This is a genomic window from Sorangium aterium, assembly GCF_028368935.1.
Classification (GTDB): domain Bacteria; phylum Myxococcota_A; class Polyangia; order Polyangiales; family Polyangiaceae; genus Sorangium; species Sorangium atrum.
The window spans coordinates 1,706,431-1,722,909 of record NZ_JAQNDK010000001.1 but is presented as its reverse complement, the minus strand read 5'-3'; the positions used below and the strand labels follow the sequence as shown (position 1 = coordinate 1,722,909).

General features: G+C 73.8%; 13 protein-coding genes. 7 read left to right on the top strand and 6 right to left on the bottom strand.

Annotated elements, in window-relative coordinates; all coding sequences use genetic code 11:
• The first annotated feature begins 6 nt into the window (after window positions 1–6).
• Both POL72_RS06300 and POL72_RS06295 read left to right on the top strand, forming a co-directional pair.
• Complete coding sequence (locus POL72_RS06300) at window positions 7–2,475, top strand: SpoIIE family protein phosphatase (protein WP_272094111.1); 2,469 nt, start codon at window positions 7–9, stop codon at window positions 2,473–2,475.
• Between the two features lie 231 nt (window positions 2,476–2,706).
• A complete protein-coding gene (locus POL72_RS06295) occupies window positions 2,707–4,209 on the top strand; it encodes a pyruvate kinase (protein ID WP_272094110.1) in 1,503 nt (500 codons plus the stop codon).
• 411 nt (window positions 4,210–4,620) lie between these two features.
• Here POL72_RS06295 and POL72_RS06290 read toward each other — a convergent pair whose 3' ends face one another.
• Window positions 4,621–5,295: a hypothetical protein gene (locus POL72_RS06290; RefSeq protein WP_272094109.1), complete on the bottom strand. Its 675-nt coding sequence runs from the start codon at window positions 5,293–5,295 to the stop codon at window positions 4,621–4,623.
• Between the two features lie 18 nt (window positions 5,296–5,313).
• Here POL72_RS06290 and POL72_RS06285 point away from each other — a divergent pair, with 18 nt between their 5' ends.
• The gene (locus tag POL72_RS06285; protein WP_272094108.1) at window positions 5,314–7,338 is read left to right on the top strand and encodes an ABC transporter ATP-binding protein; all 2,025 of its coding nucleotides are present in this window, start codon (window positions 5,314–5,316) and stop codon (window positions 7,336–7,338) included.
• 37 nt (window positions 7,339–7,375) lie between these two features.
• Here the strand turns inward: POL72_RS06285 and POL72_RS06280 are convergent, their stop codons facing one another.
• Window positions 7,376–7,981, bottom strand: a complete 606-nt coding sequence (locus POL72_RS06280) for a hypothetical protein (RefSeq protein WP_272094107.1) — start codon at window positions 7,979–7,981, stop codon at window positions 7,376–7,378.
• A gap of 206 nt (window positions 7,982–8,187) precedes the next feature.
• Here POL72_RS06280 and POL72_RS06275 point away from each other — a divergent pair, with 206 nt between their 5' ends.
• The 3 genes from POL72_RS06275 (at window position 8,188) to POL72_RS06265 (ending at window position 11,748) form a co-directional block, all read left to right on the top strand.
• Window positions 8,188–9,138, top strand: coding sequence for a hypothetical protein (locus POL72_RS06275; protein ID WP_272094106.1), 951 nt, complete (start codon window positions 8,188–8,190; stop codon window positions 9,136–9,138).
• A 74-nt stretch (window positions 9,139–9,212) separates the two neighbouring features.
• On the top strand, window positions 9,213–9,974 hold the full coding sequence (locus tag POL72_RS06270; RefSeq protein ID WP_272094105.1) for a S8 family peptidase: 762 nt from the start codon (window positions 9,213–9,215) through the stop codon (window positions 9,972–9,974).
• The gene (locus POL72_RS06265) at window positions 9,961–11,748 is read left to right on the top strand and encodes a hypothetical protein (RefSeq protein WP_272094104.1); all 1,788 of its coding nucleotides are present in this window, start codon (window positions 9,961–9,963) and stop codon (window positions 11,746–11,748) included. Before POL72_RS06270 ends, POL72_RS06265 begins: the two co-directional genes overlap by 14 nt.
• Window positions 11,749–11,806: 58 nt before the next feature.
• Here the strand turns inward: POL72_RS06265 and POL72_RS06260 are convergent, their stop codons facing one another.
• The gene (locus POL72_RS06260; RefSeq protein WP_272094103.1) at window positions 11,807–12,727 is read right to left on the bottom strand and encodes a transposase; all 921 of its coding nucleotides are present in this window, start codon (window positions 12,725–12,727) and stop codon (window positions 11,807–11,809) included.
• Window positions 12,728–12,845: 118 nt separating this feature from the next.
• Window positions 12,846–13,853, bottom strand: a complete 1,008-nt coding sequence (locus tag POL72_RS06255; protein ID WP_272094102.1) for a LysR family transcriptional regulator — start codon at window positions 13,851–13,853, stop codon at window positions 12,846–12,848.
• Window positions 13,854–13,977: 124 nt separating this feature from the next.
• On the opposite strand from POL72_RS06255, the gene POL72_RS06250 reads away from it, so the two are divergent.
• Complete coding sequence (locus POL72_RS06250; protein WP_272094101.1) at window positions 13,978–15,198, top strand: Acg family FMN-binding oxidoreductase; 1,221 nt, start codon at window positions 13,978–13,980, stop codon at window positions 15,196–15,198.
• Window positions 15,199–15,261: 63 nt separating this feature from the next.
• On the opposite strand, the gene POL72_RS06245 is transcribed toward POL72_RS06250, so the two are convergent.
• Complete coding sequence (locus tag POL72_RS06245) at window positions 15,262–15,813, bottom strand: beta-propeller fold lactonase family protein (protein WP_272094100.1); 552 nt, start codon at window positions 15,811–15,813, stop codon at window positions 15,262–15,264.
• Between the two features lie 24 nt (window positions 15,814–15,837).
• Entirely contained in the window at window positions 15,838–16,473 is a 636-nt protein-coding gene (locus tag POL72_RS06240; RefSeq protein WP_272094099.1) for a TetR/AcrR family transcriptional regulator, read from the bottom strand.
• Window positions 16,474–16,479 lie beyond the last annotated feature (6 nt).

The window sequence follows — 16,479 nt, the reverse complement described above, 5'->3', positions numbered from 1 at the left end:
GACAAGATGAAGAAGCGCCGGACGATCGCCCTCGTGATGGATTATGTGCGCGGCGAGTACCAATCCGCGCTGCGGATCGGGGTCGAGCGCGCCGCCGAGGCGCACGACGTCAACCTCGTGATCGCCGTCGGGGAGACGCTCTCCGCCCATGGTCCCTCCGAGGCCGCCCAGAACAGCATCTACCGCCTCGTCAGCGCGGAGGCGGTCGACGGCATCGTGGTCGCGTCGGCGACGCTGTGCAATTTCGTCGGCGCCGAGGGGGTGCAGCGCTTCTGCGAGGACTACGCGCCGATGCCCCTCTGCAGCATCGGGATCCCGCTGGAGGGCATCCCGAGCATCGTCGTGGACAACGGCCTCGGGATCGAGATGGCGGCCGGCCACCTGCTCGACGAGCACGCGTGCCGGCGCGTCGCGTACATCGGCGGGCCGGTCAACAACGAGGAGGCGAAGATCCGCGCCGACGCGTTCCGTAAGGCGCTCGCCGCGCGCGCGATCCCGTACGACGAGCGCCTCGTCGCGAGCGGCCAGTTCACGATCGACACGGGCCGCGCCGCGATGGCCGAGATCCTGGACCGCGGGGTCGAGCTCGACGCCGTCGTCGCGGCGAACGACAACATGGCCCTCGGCGCGATCGAGCTCTTGAAGGCGCGTGGCCTCCACGTGCCGAGGGACATCCTGGTGTGCGGCTTCGACGACGTGGGCGTGGCGCGCTACGCGAAGCCGTCCTTGACGACGGTGCGTCAGCCGATCAAGCGGCTCGGGGAGATCGCGCTCGAGACGGTCGTGCGCATGCTCGACGGCGAGGCCGTCCCCGATCGGAACATGCAGCAGATCGAGCTCACGCGGCGCGAGTCCTGCGGCTGCGCGTACCAGGCGGTCGCGATGCGGCCGCTCACGAGCCCGCCGCGCCTCGGGGCGGTGTCGCTCGGCGGCCGGCGTCACGAGCTGGAGCGCGCGCTCGAGCAGGCCGTGGGGATCCCGGCCGCGTCGCTCGACGGCTGGGCCGGCGGGCTCCTGTCGGCGCTGGAAGAGGAGCTCGAGGGCCACGAGGGGTGCTTCCTGCACGTGCTGGAGCGCGTCCTCGACACGGCCGGGCGCGAGGGGGTGTTCCTCGATCTGTTCCAGGGCGTGGTGACGCTCCTGCGCGCGCGGCTCCGGCGGCCGGTCGAGGACGGGGGCGACGCCGCCGTGAACGAGGCCCTGGAGCAGCTGTGGCATGCGTGCCGCGTCCTCATCGGGAGCGCGTCCGTGCGCGTCGAGGGGCGGCAGCGCCTCGACGTCGAGGTCGCCTCGATCGACCTGAGCTGGAGCGGGCGGTGGTTCTCGACGTGCCTGAGCTTGCCGCTCTTCCAGCGCATGCTGGCCTCGGAGATGCCGAGGCTGCACTTCACGCGCGCCGCCGTCTCGCTCTACGACGACGCCCAGCGAGCCACCCTGAAGACGCTCTTCCTGATGGAGGACGGCCGCGCAGTGGCGCCGCCGACCGAGATCTTCCCGTCGCGCTCCCTGGCCCCTCCGGGGTTCCTGAGCTCGAGCGAGCGCAGGAGCGTCGTCGTGATGCCGCTCACCTTCGGTGACACGGAGTATTTCGGGGTGATGGCGCTGAACAGCGGCATGAACGAGATGGTCTACGACGCGCTGCGGCTCCAGATCGGCTCGGCGGTGAAGACCGTGGCGCTGCACCGGGAGATGGTGCGGCAGGTGGAGCTGCGCGAGCGGCTGGAGCAGGAGAGCGAGCGGCAGGAGACGGTGCTCGCGGCGCGCCTCCAGACGACGCTGGTGCCGGAGCACCTGCACATCGAGGGGCTGGAGCTCTCCGCGGCCATGACGCCGGCGGCCGAGGTGGGCGGTGACTACTACGATGTCATCGCGACGCCCGAGGGGGGCTGGCTCGGGATCGGCGACGTCGCGGGGCACGGGCTCGCTGCGGGGCTCGTGATGCTGATGATCCAGAGCATGGTGTCGGCGCTGACGAGCAGGGACCCGGGCGCGAGCCCGAGCGAGCTGCTCGCGGCGCTCAACAAGGCGCTCTACAAGAACGTGCGCGGCCGCCTGAAGCGGGACGAGCACGCGACGCTGCTCCTGCTCCGGTACGAGCGGGGCGGGCGGGTGACGTTCGCGGGGGCGCACGACGACATCATCGTGTGCTCGGCGCGCACGCGGCGGTGCGTGTGCATCCCGAGCTCGGGCGTCTGGATCGGCGTGTTGCCCGTCATCGACGAGGTGACGCGGGACGCCCAGTTCGTCCTGGAGGACGGGGACGTCCTCGTGCTCTACAGCGACGGCGTGACGGAGTCGCGCAACGCGCACCGCGAGCAGTTCGGGCTGGAGCGGCTCTGCACCGCCATCGAGGCCGTGCAGAGCGCGCCGGCCGAGGCGATCCGAGACAGGATCCTGAGGGAGGTCGAGGGGTGGTGCCCGAGCCCGGACGACGACATCACGGTCGTCGTGGCGCGGTACCGGGCGCCGGCGTAGCGCCGGGGGCTACGCGACGCTTACCGGCGCGTCGTCCGACGCATGGCAGCGCTCGATGACGCTGCTGTGGAGGAATGGAGACGTTCCGTCCTCGCCCGCGCTCTTCCGGCGTCGGGCGCTGGACTGGTCTTGCGCGCGATGCTGGACTCATCGTCGCGGCGCGCGGCGCGCGCCGCGCGTCGCGCTGCAGCGGACGTGAGGGTCCGCGCGCCGGAGCCCGGAGATCGCGCCATGGTTTATCCCGACTTGCAGGTTGTCGAGCGCGCCCTCGCCGCCGTCGAGGCGCTGCGTGCCAGCGCCATCGAGCACGAGCAGCGCAACCGGCACCTGATCGACGCGGTGCACCCGAAGCACCGAGCGGGAGCGACGAACCTGCTGCATTACCTCGCGGTCCGGCAGCAGGACATCCGCGAACTGCAACGGCAGCTCGCGTCGCTCGGGCTGAGCTCGCTGGGGCGCCTGGAGCGCTGCGCGCTGGCCTCCCTCGACGCCGTGCGCGGCGCGCTCGACGCGCTCGCGCGGCGCCCCGTGGTGCGGCCCCCCGGCGAGTCGCCGACCACGTTCGCGTCGGGGGGCGCGCTGCTCGAGGAGCACGCGCGGGCGCTGCTCGGGGAGGGGCGCCAGGGGCGAACGACGCGCGTGATGGTGACGCTGCCCGGGGACGCGCGGAAGGGCGAGCTGAAGCGGCTGCTCGAGGGCGGGATGGACGTCGCGCGGATCAACTGCGCGAAGGAGGACGCGGGCGCGTGGGCTGGGCTCATCGAGCGGCTCCGGGAGGCAGGACGGGAGACCGGGGTCCGGTGCAAGGTCCTCTGCGACATCGCCGGGCCCAACCCGCGGGTGAGCAAGATCGACGGGGATCCGGCGCGCATCACGCTGTCCGAGCCGGGGGAGCGGCCCTGGCTCTGGCTCTGCAAGGACGTGAAGCGGGCGCGCCCCTCGGCGGGCAGCACCGGCGCAGGGGAGGTGCTCGCGCTCGGTTGCACCATCCCGGAGGTCGTCGACGACCTCCGGCCCGGGCACCGGGTGTTCTACGACGACGGGCGGCTCGGCGGCACGGTCAAGCTCGTGACCGAGGGGGCCGCGCTCGTGGAGGTGGATTTCGCCCGCCAGGGCTCCGTGAAGCTGAAGCCAGGAAAGGGCCTGAACTTTCCGGACACCGAGCTCGGGATCCCGTCGCTCACGCCGAAGGATCTGGAGGATCTCGGCTTCATCGCGCGCCACGCGGACATGGTGGGGCTCTCGTTCGTTCGGTCTCCTTCCGATGTGGAGCGCATTCAGGCGGAGCTCGGCGCGCGCGAGGCCGCTCACCTGGGGATCGTCCTCAAGATCGAGACGACGCCTGGGTTCGCGCGGTTTCCGAGGCTGCTGCTCACGGCGATGCGCAGCGAGAACGTGGGGGTGATGCTGGCGCGCGGCGATATGGCCGTCGAGATGGGGTTCATGCGGCTGGCGGAGGTCCAGGAGGAGCTCCTGTGGCTCTGCGAGGCCGCGCTGGTCCCCGCGATCTGGGCGACGCAGGTGCTCGAGAGCCTGAACAAGACCGGCGTGCCGACCCGCGGGGAGGTGACGGACGCGGCGATGAGCTCGCGCGCGGAGTGCGTGATGCTCAACCAGGGTGAGAACATCGTCGCGACGGTCACCTTCGTGGTCGACGTCCTGCGCCGGATGCACGAGCACCAGGACAAGAAGCGGGCGCTCATGCGGTCGCTCGGGGTCTCACGCCTCGACTGAGGCGTCGAGCCGACCCGGGTTGGGGGTCTGGGTCAACCCAACCTGGGTGGGCAGCCCGAGCCCGGGGTGCGTAGCCAGGATGACCCAACCTGGGTGGGCAGCCGGGGGTGGGCCGGTGGACCCGACCTGGGTTGGGGCGTCGAGCCGACCCGGGTTGGGCGACCCGGTGGACCCGACCCGGGTTGGGGCGTCGGATGACCCAACCTGGGTGGGCAGCCGGCGAGCCGACCCGGGTTGGGCGACCCGGTGGACCCGACCCGGGTTGGGGCGTGGCCGGTGGACCCGACCCGGGTTGGGGCGTCGGATGACCCAACCTGGGTGGGCAGCCGGGTGGGCAGCCGGGGGTGGGCAGCCCGGTGGGGTGGGTAGCCCGCGGCAGGCGGCCAGCACGCCCCCCGGAGGCGCTCCGGCTCAGTCAACTGAAGGCACGGTGGCGTCGACCCGGGTTGGGAGCCCGCGCGCGCCCGCCGGCGCGCGGAACGCTGCGCCCGACAGCTCCCGCCGCATGCAGGTGGCCGCCTCGTCGTACCGGGGGTCGGACGCGCTCCCGATGATCGTCGGCACCACGATATAGCCCTCGGCGTCGACGTTGAACTCCACCCGGATGGCGTCAGGCGGCAGCAGGCTCCCGCCCGGGCCGCGGCAGCGCTGCACGAGGTCCCAGTAGAGCTGCGCCCGCGCCGCCTTCTCGATCGCCGGGCTCGACATGTTGGCCTGCACCATGGGCGCGCCGATCTCGACGCGCGACCGGGGGGCAGGGGCGGGGGCGGGCGCCGGCTCCGGCGGGAGCGCGGAGGGCGCTGGAAGGCCTGTGCTGGTGCCGATCTTCTCGACGCTCACGCCATCGGCCGGCCTGGGGGCGGCCTCCCGCGCTGCGGCGAGGATCTCCTCGAGCGCGTCTGGCTCGACGGAGCCCACCGCCGGCGCGCTGTCCGTCCGGAGGCGGGCGCCGCGGTCGTCCAGCGACGCAGCGACGCCGCGCGTCCAGGGGGTGAGCGCCCCCGCGTCGGTCCCCGCCGGCGGCGCGGGCGGCGGGCGCTCGCAGGCCGCGAGCAGCGGAAGCAGGACCACGACCGCGGTACGCACGAGGAGAGGGTCGATCGAATGCGCGTCGCGCGCAACGGCATCGGCAGTGTACCGTGGCATCGCACGTCGATGCGCGCGCTCCTCGCGATCCTGCGGATCGGTCTTCGCTCGCTGCGCGAGGGGGGCGCACCGCCCATGTCGTCGTCATCGGGAGGCCTGCGCGGTGCCTCGTCCAGCGCCGCCGCGCGCCTCGCCCTCGTCGTGGCGTGGTCGTCGCTCGCGGGCGCGCTGTCCGGCCTGCTCCCGGCGATCGCCGGCGTGGCCCTCGGCGCCGTCGCCGGGCGCGAGGCGCCGCCCTCGGGCGGCATCGGCGGCGCCCTCGCCCGGCTGCTCGCCGGCGCACCGCCGGCGGCCGCGGTCCTCGCCGCGCTCGGCGCCACGCTCGTGTCCGCCTCCCTGGCGGTGCTCTCGGGCCGGAAGAGCTCGGAGCTCGGCGGCGACCTCACCGCCGCGCTCCGCGTCGCGCTCTTCCGGGCAGCGTTGTTCGCTTCGCCCCGCGACGTGGACGCCGCCGGGCGCGCGCTCATCGCGGCGCAGGCGGCGGGGCCCGCGCCGCGGCCGCCGAGCGCCGGGCCCGCGCCGCCCGTCCGGGGCGCGGAGGTCGTGCGGCTCGCGATCGCGCGGGACGCCGGCCTCGTCGCCGATTTCGCGATCGCCGTCGCGACCGGCTTGCCCCAGGCGCTCGCGACGCTCGCGGTCCTCGCCGGGTCGCTGGTCTCGAGCGGCATGGCGCTCGTCCTCGCGGGCGGCGCCGCGCTGTTCGCGGCCTCGCGCCTCGCGGCGGACCGGGCCTCGGGCCGCGTGGCGCGGGCGATGCGGGAGATGCAGCACGCCGACACGGCCGTCTTCGGCGCGGTAGGCGAGGCGCTGGCGGGAGCGGAGGACCTTCGCCTGCTCGGCGCGCGCGCCCAGGCCGAGGGAGAGCTCGCCGTGGCCGCGCGCCGGGTCGCGGACGCGCGCCGCCGCTTCGGCCAGGCGCTCGCCGTCTCCGGCCAGATCAAGGGCACGCTCGCGGCGCTCTCGCCGCTCGTCATCGTCGCTGCGCTCGCGGCCTCCCGCGGGGGCGCCGGCGCGGGGGAGGTCGGAGAGCTCCTGCTCGTGGTGCCGCTGTTGATGGCGCGCCTAGAGGCGCTCGACGCCCTCCGCGCCGGCTTCATCGAGCGCGCCCCCCTGCTGCGCGCGACGCTCGCGCTGCTGCGCCTGCCCGAGCACCCGCCCCGTCCCTCCGGCGGCCTCGCGATGCACCTCGACGGCGAGGCGAGGCGCCCCCTGTCGATCGCCTTCGAGGGGGTCACGTTCACGCCGCCGGGCGCGAGCCGCCCCGTCCTCGACGGCGTGTCGCTCTCGATCCCCGCCGGAGCGGTGGTCGGCGTCTGCGGTCGCTCCGGCAGCGGCAAGTCGATGCTCCTGCGCCTGCTCCTGCGCCTCGACGATCCGTCGTCGGGCGCGATCGCCGTGGGCGGCGTGGATCTGCGGCAGATCCCGCCCGAGGAGCTCCCGCGGCTGTTCGGCGTGGTGGGGCAATCGACGCGGCTGTTCGAGCGGAGCATCGCGGACAACCTGGCGCTCGGCCTCGATCCCGCGCCCACGGAGGAGCGCATGCGCGAGGCGCTCCGCCGCGTGGAGCTCGACGAGCTCGCAGGCGCGCCGCCGGCGGAGGGCGAGGCGCGGCTCGCGCGCGGCCTCGCGACGGAGGTGCGCGCCTCACCGCCGAGCCTGTCGGGCGGTGAGGCGCGGCGGCTGCTGCTCGCGCGGGTGCTGCTGCGCGAGCCGCGGGTCTTCGTGCTGGACGAGCCGGAGGCGGGCCTGCCGGGCGCCACCGCCGAGGCGGTCCTCCGCACGGCGTGCGAGGTCGCCGCCGGGCGCACGGCCATCGTCGTGACCCACGCGCCGCACCTCCTCAGGTCGACGTTCAACGTGTTGCTCGACGGCGGTCGGGTCGCGGCGGTGGGCACGCACGAATCCCTCCGCGAGAGCTCGCCGCTCTATCGGTCGCTTCTGGCCGAGGCGCTGCAGCGGTCCGCGAGCCCGGCGGCAGGCTGATGAAGGCGCGCGCGGTCACCCCGCTCGCGCGCGGAGGTCACGGATCGCAGGGGCCGCCTGCCCGCGCGGCCTGGCGGGCGAGATGCTCGGCGTCGATGGCAGCGCGGCGCGGCTCCTCGGGCACGTCCGCCGAGATTCCCAGCGGGCGGCCCGCGAGCCCTCGCGCGAGGCAAACGAGGATGGATACGGCCCCCCAGGCGAGCGCGAAGGCGACGCCTGCGTCGACGATCGCGCGGTAGGGCGGGGGCATCTGCCGCACGAGCAGGATGAGCGCCACGATGCCTGCGACGAGCGCCCACGTCGCGATCAGCCGGCGGCGCGTCGCGTGGAGGAGCGCCATGCAGTAGAGCGGCGCAAGCGCCACGTGGAGGGGCCGCCCGTGCTCGGCGAGGTGGAGCGCGCGCGCGACGACCCGCGGCGAGAAGCGCTGCTGAAAGCCGCGGTACCCCTCGAAGTAGGCGATCGTGACCGTCCAGGCCGCGAGCAGGACGAGCTGTCCCGTCGTGAGCGCATGCACCGTCAGGATGCGCGCCGCCGTCGCGCCGAGACGACAGAGGGCCTCGACCAGCACGGCCACGACACCGAGGACACCCCACAGGATGACGGCGAGGCGACGCCGCCCCTCGCGGACGGGCGGGCTCATCGCGACCGCGCCGGATCGAGGGGCCTCGCGGCCGTGGATCGCGCTCGAACGGCCGTGCGCGCGGACGGACGCTTCGGACGGTGCGCCGGACAGCCGAATCGCCGCATGTCACTGCATGCTAGGAGAGGAGCTGGGTACGTCAACCGGATCTCACGGATGTCATGGCGGTTCGCTCCGGCGCGGTCCGGCGGTAGCATCGGCGGCCCATGCCGCTCGCCGACCGCTCCGCGCCGGGTGTCTCGCCCGCCCCGGCGCGGGCCCTCCCGCCCCACCCGCACGCGCTGCGCTCGCCGCTCGCGCCCTTCACGGCGCGCCTCCGCGACCTGCTCTCGACCGTCGAGTCGGCGGCGCTCCTCGGCGCGGTGGAGGCGCGGGTGCGCGGGCTCGGGGAGCACCTGCGCTTCGCGTGCCTCGCGATGCCGTGCTCGGAGGCGCTCGTCGCGCTCGAGATGGAAACGCTCGGGCGGCTCACGGTCCCTGTCGTCGCCGACGCGGTCGGCTTCCGCGCCCCGGGCGCGGAGCTGCCGCCGAGCGGCACCCCGTTCGCATACCTGCTCGGTGGCGGCGGCGGGCACGCGGTGGAGCTGTCCGACGGCGATCCGATGATCGCGCCGCTCCGGCCGCTCCTAGGCGCCGCGCCGACGTCCGCGATCTTCGTGCCGATCCGCGTCGGCGACGCGATCGTTGGCGGCGCCGCGCTGCTCTCGCACGGGGCGCCCCTCGGAGGGCGGGAGCTCGACATGGCCGAGCGGCTCGCCGAGGTCCTCGCGCTCACCGTGGAGTCGTTCCGCACCGAGCGCGTCGTCTTCGAGCTCTTCGCGCGCGCGATGCCCGACCTGCTCGCGCAGGCGCCAGGCCAGCCGGCGGCGGGGCCGGGCCGGCGAGAAGCGTCGGGCGCGGAGCCTCCCATCCCGGAAGGAGCGGCACCGCCGCCGACCTCGCTCCGCGCGGCGCTGGAGCGGCACATCCACGCGCTGCGCCTCACGCCCGAGTACCGCCGCCGCCTGGAGCTCGCTGCGGTGGTGGGGAGGCTCGCCGAGCGCGGCGAGGCGGAGGCCCGCCTGGCCCTCGACCTCCTCGCGCGGATCGACGCCTACGCGAGCGGCGCCGGCGATGCAGGGCCGCCGGCCTCCGCAGGGGAGGGGAGCTCCGCGTGACCACGGCTTCTCCGGCAGGACCGGGCGGCGAACTCCACGGTGCGCCACGCCCGAGCTCGCGAAGCGGCGCCGGCGTGCGCGTCGCGCTGATCGACTCCGGCGTCGATGCCTCGCACCCCGCGCTGCGCGCAGCGGCGCTGCGGCACGTCGCCCTGGTCCAGCGCGGCGCTGGCGGCGGCGCGTACGGGGTCGCGCCGTGCGCTCCGGGAGATCTCAGCGGGCACGGGACGGCGTGCGCGGGCATCGTCCACCGCATGGCGCCCGCGGCCGAGATCACGAGCGTCCGCGCGCTCGGCGACGACGGGCGGTGCTCGCGTGACGGGCTCGTCGCCGCGCTGCGCTTCTGCGTCGGCGAGCGATTTTCTGTGGTCAACCTGAGCCTCGGCATCGACATCCCGAAGAACGCGCCGCTCCGCCCGGGCGACTACCGCTCGCTGGTCGAGCTCTACGAGGTCGCGGACGCCGCCTACACCGCGGAGGTCGTGCTCGTGGCCGCCGGCCCGAACGCGGCGGCGTTCCGCACCTATCCAGGGCGCTTCAAGTCGTTGATCGGCGTCGGTAGAGGGGCCTTCCAGGACCCGGAGGCGCTCCGGAGCGAGCTCACGCTCGACCACGAGATCCTCGCGCCCGGCGACGACGTGCTCGCGCCCGCGCCCGGCGGCGGCGAGCGGCGCTGGACCGGCACGTCGTTCGCTGCGCCCCACGTGACCGCGCACGTCGCGCGCATCCGCGCCGCCTGGCCGGAGCTCTCGATCGAGGCGGTGAAGGCGGCGCTGCACGGGCTCGCGCGCGGGGCGCGCGGCGAGGGGGTGGAGGAGCGCGGTGCTCCCGCTTGATCCGCTCGAAAGCGTGTCGCCGCTGTCGCGGCTGCTGCGGAGCGCGCCGGGCGCAGAGGTCCGCGCCGAGCTCGACCGCGTCGAGGCGCTCCTCGGTGCCGGCCGCGATCCTGCGGCGGCGGCGCCTCATGGCGGCCCGCTCGTCGCGGCGGCGCTCGGCTTTGGGCGCGGCGCGCTCGCGTTGCGTGAGGGGGCGCTGGACGCCGCCGTCCTGCACCTCGACGGCGCTGTCGCCGCGTTCGACCGAGAAGGGGCCACCGAGGCCCGTGACCTCGCGCGGTGCGAGGCGGCGCTCGCGCGCTTGCGCCGCGACGTACGATCGGCCTGTGCGTCCGCCATCGCGGAGCTCGACGCCGTCGCGGCCGCAGGCGATCCCGGCCGCCGCGCCGCCGTCGTCGCCGCCCACTACCGCGGTACGGCCGAGCGGCTCCTCGGCGACGCGGCGGCTGCGCAGCGCACGCTGCTGTCGGCGCTGCGCCGCTCGGAGCCGTTCCTCGGCGAGCGCGCGCAGATCCTGAACTCGCTCGGCACGCTCTACGTGACCCTCGGCGCGCACGGCGCGGCCGAGGCGCTGCTCGAGCACGCGGCCGAGCTCCACCGCCGCCGCGGCGATTCCGTGGGCGAGGCGATCGCCTGCGGCCAGCTCGGCGCGGCGGCGCTCGGCCTCGGCGCCCTGGAGCGCGCCCGGGCCCCGCTCCAGCGACAGGAGTGGCTGTGCGCGCGCCTCGGCGACGCGTTCGGCCGCGCGCGCGCCCTCACGTTCCTCTCGGAGCTTGCGCTCGAGCTCGGCCGCGCCGACGACGCCCTCGCGCTGGCGACCTCCGCCCGCGACATTGCCGAGCGCGCCGCGCCGCCGCTCCGAACCTGGGTCGCTTACGCTTCGAGGGCGATCGGGCGCGCGCGGCGGGATCTCGGCGATCCGGGCGCGGCGGCGGCGCTCGACGAGGCGGGCGCGCTCTTCCGCGCGCTCGGCCTTCCGCTCGGAGAGGCGCTCGCCGCCTGGGATCGCGCGTCGGCCGAGGCGCTCGCGCCCGCGGAGCCGGCGGACTGGTTCTCCGCCGCCTGGTCGCTCGGCTCCCTGGGTCTGTCCTCGCGGGTGGCGCAGCTGCTCCGGGAGCGTCTGGAAATCGAGGAAATGGACCCACCCCCGGCGATGGGAAGGCCGGCGCCGGATGGCGATGCCCGCGAGCGGGCGCTCGCCGCGGCGGCGCAGACATCGCCTCACGTGGCAATGCAGCGCGAGGTCGAGCTCGTTTACGATCGTCCTGACCACCTTGCCGCGATCGCCGCTCGCCGGACGGCGGCTCAGCGCAACCTCGGTCGGCTCGCAGCATTGACGCTCGCCCGGCCGGGGCTCATCGTCGCGGCGATCGCGGCATCGCCCCTCGGCACCCGTGGCCGCGCGCTCCCCCCCGAGCGCGCGATGGCGGTCTGCGTGGCCGACCTGCCCGGCTTCACGGTTTGGATCTGGCCGGCGGTCGCCACGCCAGCCGCCGTCGGCAACGATCTAGCCGTGCTGCGCGCGACGCTGGGCGAGCCGCTGCGCGCAGCGCTGGCGCTCGCGCCGGCAGGGCGCGTACTGTGTCCGCCGTTCGCGGGCGACACCGGCGCGGAGCTCGATGCGGTCGAGCTCGTTGGTCTGATGGCGCTGCCCGCCGTGCTCGCGCCGGGCGAGCTTCGCCTGGATCCGCAGCTCGGCTGGGACGGCGACGCCCGCGCCAGCGTGGAGGCGCTGGGGTTTGTCGTCACGAACAACCCGAGCCACCCAGGTTGACCCGCGAGCCGCGCGCTACCTCACCCAGGTTGTCGCTACCCTTCCACCCTCGAAGCACCTACACCGTGAGCACGACATCGGCCGTGTTGGCGCCGTGAAACGTGCACATCCACCACGTTCCTGCCGGGAATACCACGCTGCGCACTCCGGCACGCCACCGATCGAGCGCCGCGCGGTACAAGGCGCGAAACCCGCGCACAGCGGCACGAGCCACGCGCCATGCGTCGCCCTGTTTGCGGCCGACTGCAAACGTTGGATTGCCAGAGCGCGGCGCCTCGAGGCTCGTGACGCGCTCATGAGGTGAGACCTTGCCGGCTTGCTCCGCGCCAAGGAAGCGGCGCCCTTGCTGCTTCACCTCCGCTTGCGCCTGCAATTCCTGCCTCTCGAGCTCGGCGGCGATGGCATGGCGAAAGTCTTCCGCGCGGTCATGGTCGATGGTCGGCGGCAGCGCGAGTGACAGTGTAGCTTCCTCCGGCCACTGTGGATTTTTCGGGTCGAAGTATGCGGCGGGACGCGCTGCGCACAACACGCCCAGGCCGATCTCGCCCACCTTCACCTTGGCGCCCGGCCACTCATGCGCATGCGGGACGAGTCCAGCGGCCACAGGGTTTGCGAGGACATAGGCGATCTTCTCCACGACCGCCGCGCGTGTCAGTAGCCGCACCACGCTCGTGGCTTCGTGGTCCCACACCGGCCCTTCCCACGCGCGAAGCACCTTCGTGCCCAGCGCGACGATGCGATGGAAGAACTGCAGGAAGCGCGGCAGAACGCCGTTCGCATCGGTCACGACGAGGTGCAGGTGCGTCGACATCGCGCAAAGCGCGTGGACGCTGATGCCGTAGCGACGGGTCGAGACCGCGAGGGCGTAGACCAAGAGCTGAGTGATGGCTGCATCGGGGCGAAAGAGGAGATGCCGGCGCAGGACGCGACGGGTGATCAGGTAGGTTGCGCCGGGCGCGATCTGGCGGGGCTGGCTCATGGTCGTGCAGAACTCCAAGAGCCGTGCCGGCGATTGCGGTGAACGATCTCAAGTACTTGCCCGTGCCGTCTGGTGGCGGCGCCATGTCGGACTGTGCTCAGCCACCCCTGCGGTCGGGTCAACCTGCTGGGTCGGGTTTCCCCTTCCGGTCAACCTGGGTCGCCCTTCCGGTCAACCTGGGTCGGGTCAACCTGGTTGGGTCGGGCCCTCGGGGTCGGGCCCTCGCACCCGCGCGGATCGCCTTGCTGAGCCAGGAGCGCAGCCAGCGATGGCCTGGATCGTCGTGCACGCGCTCGTGCCAGACAGCCGAAGATCGGTCCACGCCGAGCTCGACCGGAGGCCGGACCGCGCGTAGGCCGAAGGGCGTCGACAATGCCGCGACGGTCGCTGGACACGTCACCACGAGGTCCGAGGCCGCGATCAGGAAAGGCACCGTCACGAAGTGCTGGACCTGCGCGACGATCCTCCGGCGCCGCCCACGAGCTTCCAGCGCGCGATCGACCAGGCTGCCCGGCATGCCGTGCGGAGCGATCAGCACGTGCCCGAGCTCCAGATAGCGCTCCAGGGTCAGCCGCTGTGTCGCTGCAGGATGGTCGCTGCGCATCAGCGTCACGAATCGCTCCTCCGGCAAGCGCAGCTGTCGTGACGACGGGGGCACGAGGAACTCCGGGACGAACGCCAGATCCGCCGTTCCCCGCTCGAGCCGCCTCACGAAGTCCGCTTCGGCGCGGTCGACCTGCACCGTGATGTACGGCGCCTCGCGCGCCAGCATGGGCAAGAGCCGCGGCAGCGCAACCGCCTCCAGCAGGTCGTTGCCGAGCAGCACGAAGCGGCGCTCCGACGTCGCTGGGTCGAACGGCGCACCGGCCTGGACCGCCGCTCGCAGGTTCGCGAGCGCCTGAGCCAGCGGATCGGCGAGCGCCTCGGCGCGCGGCGTGAGGGCGAGCAGCGGCCGCCCCGGAGCGAGCAGCGCATCACCGAAGAACTCGCGCAGCCGTCCGAGCCGCTGGCTCGCAGCCGACTGCGTGATGCCGAGCCGCTTCGCAGCGCGCGTCACGTGCCGCTCGCGCAGCAGCACGTCAAGCGCGAGCAGGAGATTCAGGTCGTCGGGGAGCGCCTCGAGCATTAGGTATACTAATATATCATAGTAGAGCGATATCTTGTACTAATCATTAGAACCGCCTCAATCTATGCGCATGGCCGTCGCTCGCGGAGCCCGGCCAGACGTCCTCTGGAGGATGGAGCGCATCATGGAGAGGAAACTCAAGGTCTCGCGGCGGCGCCTGCTGGAGGGCGTCGCGACGCTCGCCGTGGCCGCGGGAGCGGGCTGGTATGCGGCCGGTCGGGGTGTGTTCGACGCTCGGACGGGCGAGCCGTTCGCGCCTTGGACCGCGTTCCGCGGGCAGCGCGGCGGCGAGCTCGCCGAGCTCGTGCGCGCGGCGGTGCTCGCCGCGAGCCCGCACAACACGCAACCCTGGCTGTTCGAGGTCCACCCGGATCGCATCGACGTGTTCTCGGACAGGTCTCGATCGCTCGGCACCATGGATCCGTTCCTGCGCGAGATGCACATTGGGCTCGGTTGCGCGATCGAGAACCTGGCGCTCGCGGCGGGTTCAATGGGATGGGCGCCCCATGTCGAGCTCGAAGCCGGTCATCTCCGGGGCTCCGACCCGGAGGGATCGCGCGCCCTCGAGCGCGCGGCGCCGCGGGCGATCCGGGTGGCGAGCGTCCGGATCGAGCCAGGCGCAGCGGAGTCCCCGCTCGCGGAGGTCATCGCACGGCGACACACGAACCGCGGCCCGTACCAGGCGCAGCGCGTGCCGGTATCGGCGCTCCAGGAGCTCTCGCGCCTGAGCGAAGCGGGCTCGGACGGTGAGATCGTCTGGCTGGAGCGCCCCGAGCAGCGCGAGAGCTTCGCCGCTCATACGCTGCGCGCCACCGAGACCATCGTCCGCGACGCGGCGATGGTGCGGGACAGCGACGCGTGGTTCAGGCTGGCGCCGGAGGCGGTACCGAGCCATCGGGACGGGCTGACCCTCGATGTGATGGGGCTGGGGCCGCTGCTCACCGCGGCGGTCAAGCTGCTGCCGCGTCCGTCGGCGGAGCAGATGCACGACGACTGGCTCCGCGTCACCCGCGAGGTCCATCTCGCCGGCGATCCCGCCATCGGCGTCATCGCGGTCCGCGACCGCTACGACCTGGGCGCGACGCTCCGCGCCGGGCGCCTGTGGCAACGCATGCATCTCTGGGCGACCGCGCGCGGCATCGCGATGCACCCGCTGAACCAGGTGCCGGAGATCATCGACCGGGAGCGTATGCTCGGACGAGCACCGGCAATGGAGCGCTCGTTCACCGAGGCGCTTGGCCTGGGCGACCGGCAGCTCACCTTCGCGTTCCGGCTGGGCTTCCCGGAGCGAGAGGGCGTGTGCGGCCCGCGCCGCGCCGCGGAGGAGGTGATCCGCGCCGCGTGAGCGCCGCGCCCCGGCTGGCGTGCTGGCCGAGGGCGGCAAACCCTGGACGCCGAGGAACGACCGTCACCGAACGGCGATGCCCTGGGCGCCGCCGCCGGGCGTCAATCCACCCGCCTCACCTCGCGGGACCAGGCCGCCGTCGCGGCTCACCTGGAACGCCGCGATCGTCCCGGCGCCGGCGTTGAGGGTGTACAGAAAGCGGCCGTCGCGCGTCATCGTGAGGTCGATCGGCGCCGTTCCGGTGGGGAACGAGGCGGACACGCCGTCGTCGAGCAGCGTCAGCGCGCCACGCGCGTCGACCTGGAGCCCGGAGAGCGTGTTGCTGCTGGCGTTGGCCGTGAAGACATAGCGGCTCCCAGGGGCGCCGGCGATCCAGCTGGTCGCCCGCTGGAAGGTGTCGACCGTATCGCTGATGACAGCGCAGCCCCAACCTGGGTCGGGTCGCCGGGTCGCCGCACCGCAGCCCCAACCTGGGTCGGGTCGCCGGGTCGCCGCACCGCAGCCCCAACCTGGGTCGGGTCGCCGGGTCGCCGCGGCGCCGTCCTGGATGCCCTCGCTGCGCAGGATGTCGGCGAAGGTGGCGCTCGCCGCCTCGTTCTTGCGGAGGAGCGGCACGACCCACGCCGAGCTCGTCCAAGCCTATCGGCGCGCTCGGGTCGCTCGAGCGATCGATTCTCCGGCCGCAGCCGGTCGCATGCCGTCGAAGAGGATGGTCAGCGCGCGCTGCCGGAACGGTTCGCTCCACTCGTCGGTCATCGCCTCCTGGCAGATCGCCGCGAGCAGGGCGACCAGCTCGGTGGGGAGCAAGTCGTCGCGGACGGTGCCCGCCTCCTTGGCGCGTTCGAGCAGCAGATCGACGGCGGGCCGGAGGCGTGTCAGGGCGTCGCCGACACGGACCTGGACCCCGGTCTCGGCGAGTCGGGCGAACACGGCCCTGTTCTGGGCGCCGATCTCCATGACGCGGGCGCAGAACTCGAACAGGGCGGCGACAGCGTCAGGGTCGCCGACCATGGCGTCGGCTTCAGCGATGAGCCGGTCCAGCAGGTTCATCACCACGGCTTTGAGCAGCTCGGGTTTGGTCGGGAAGTGCCTGAACACGGTGCCGATCGCGACGCCGGCGCGCGCGGCCACGGCCTCCGTCGAGGCCGTGGCACCCTGCTCGGCGAACACCGCCTCGGCCGCCTCCAGAATGCGCGCGCGATTGCGGCGGGCGTCGGCGCGAACCGGTCGTTCACCGGCACCGCCGCCGGCGGGCGGCACACCGTCTCGATCCATCGGCAC

Bases quoted from the DNA above. Each gene is read 5' to 3' on its own strand.
- POL72_RS06300 (WP_272094111.1), top strand. From the start codon at position 7: ATGAAGAAGCGCCGGACGATCGCCCTCGTGATGGATTATGTGCGCGGC.
- POL72_RS06295 (WP_272094110.1), top strand. From the start codon at position 2,707: ATGGTTTATCCCGACTTGCAGGTTGTCGAGCGCGCCCTCGCCGCCGTC.
- POL72_RS06285 (WP_272094108.1), top strand. From the start codon at position 5,314: ATGCGCGTCGCGCGCAACGGCATCGGCAGTGTACCGTGGCATCGCACG.
- POL72_RS06280 (WP_272094107.1), bottom strand. From the start codon at position 7,981: ATGAGCCCGCCCGTCCGCGAGGGGCGGCGTCGCCTCGCCGTCATCCTG.
- POL72_RS06275 (WP_272094106.1), top strand. From the start codon at position 8,188: ATGCCGCTCGCCGACCGCTCCGCGCCGGGTGTCTCGCCCGCCCCGGCG.
- POL72_RS06260 (WP_272094103.1), bottom strand. From the start codon at position 12,727: ATGAGCCAGCCCCGCCAGATCGCGCCCGGCGCAACCTACCTGATCACC.
- POL72_RS06255 (WP_272094102.1), bottom strand. From the start codon at position 13,853: ATGCTCGAGGCGCTCCCCGACGACCTGAATCTCCTGCTCGCGCTTGAC.
- POL72_RS06250 (WP_272094101.1), top strand. From the start codon at position 13,978: ATGGAGAGGAAACTCAAGGTCTCGCGGCGGCGCCTGCTGGAGGGCGTC.
- POL72_RS06240 (WP_272094099.1), bottom strand. From the start codon at position 16,473: ATGGATCGAGACGGTGTGCCGCCCGCCGGCGGCGGTGCCGGTGAACGA.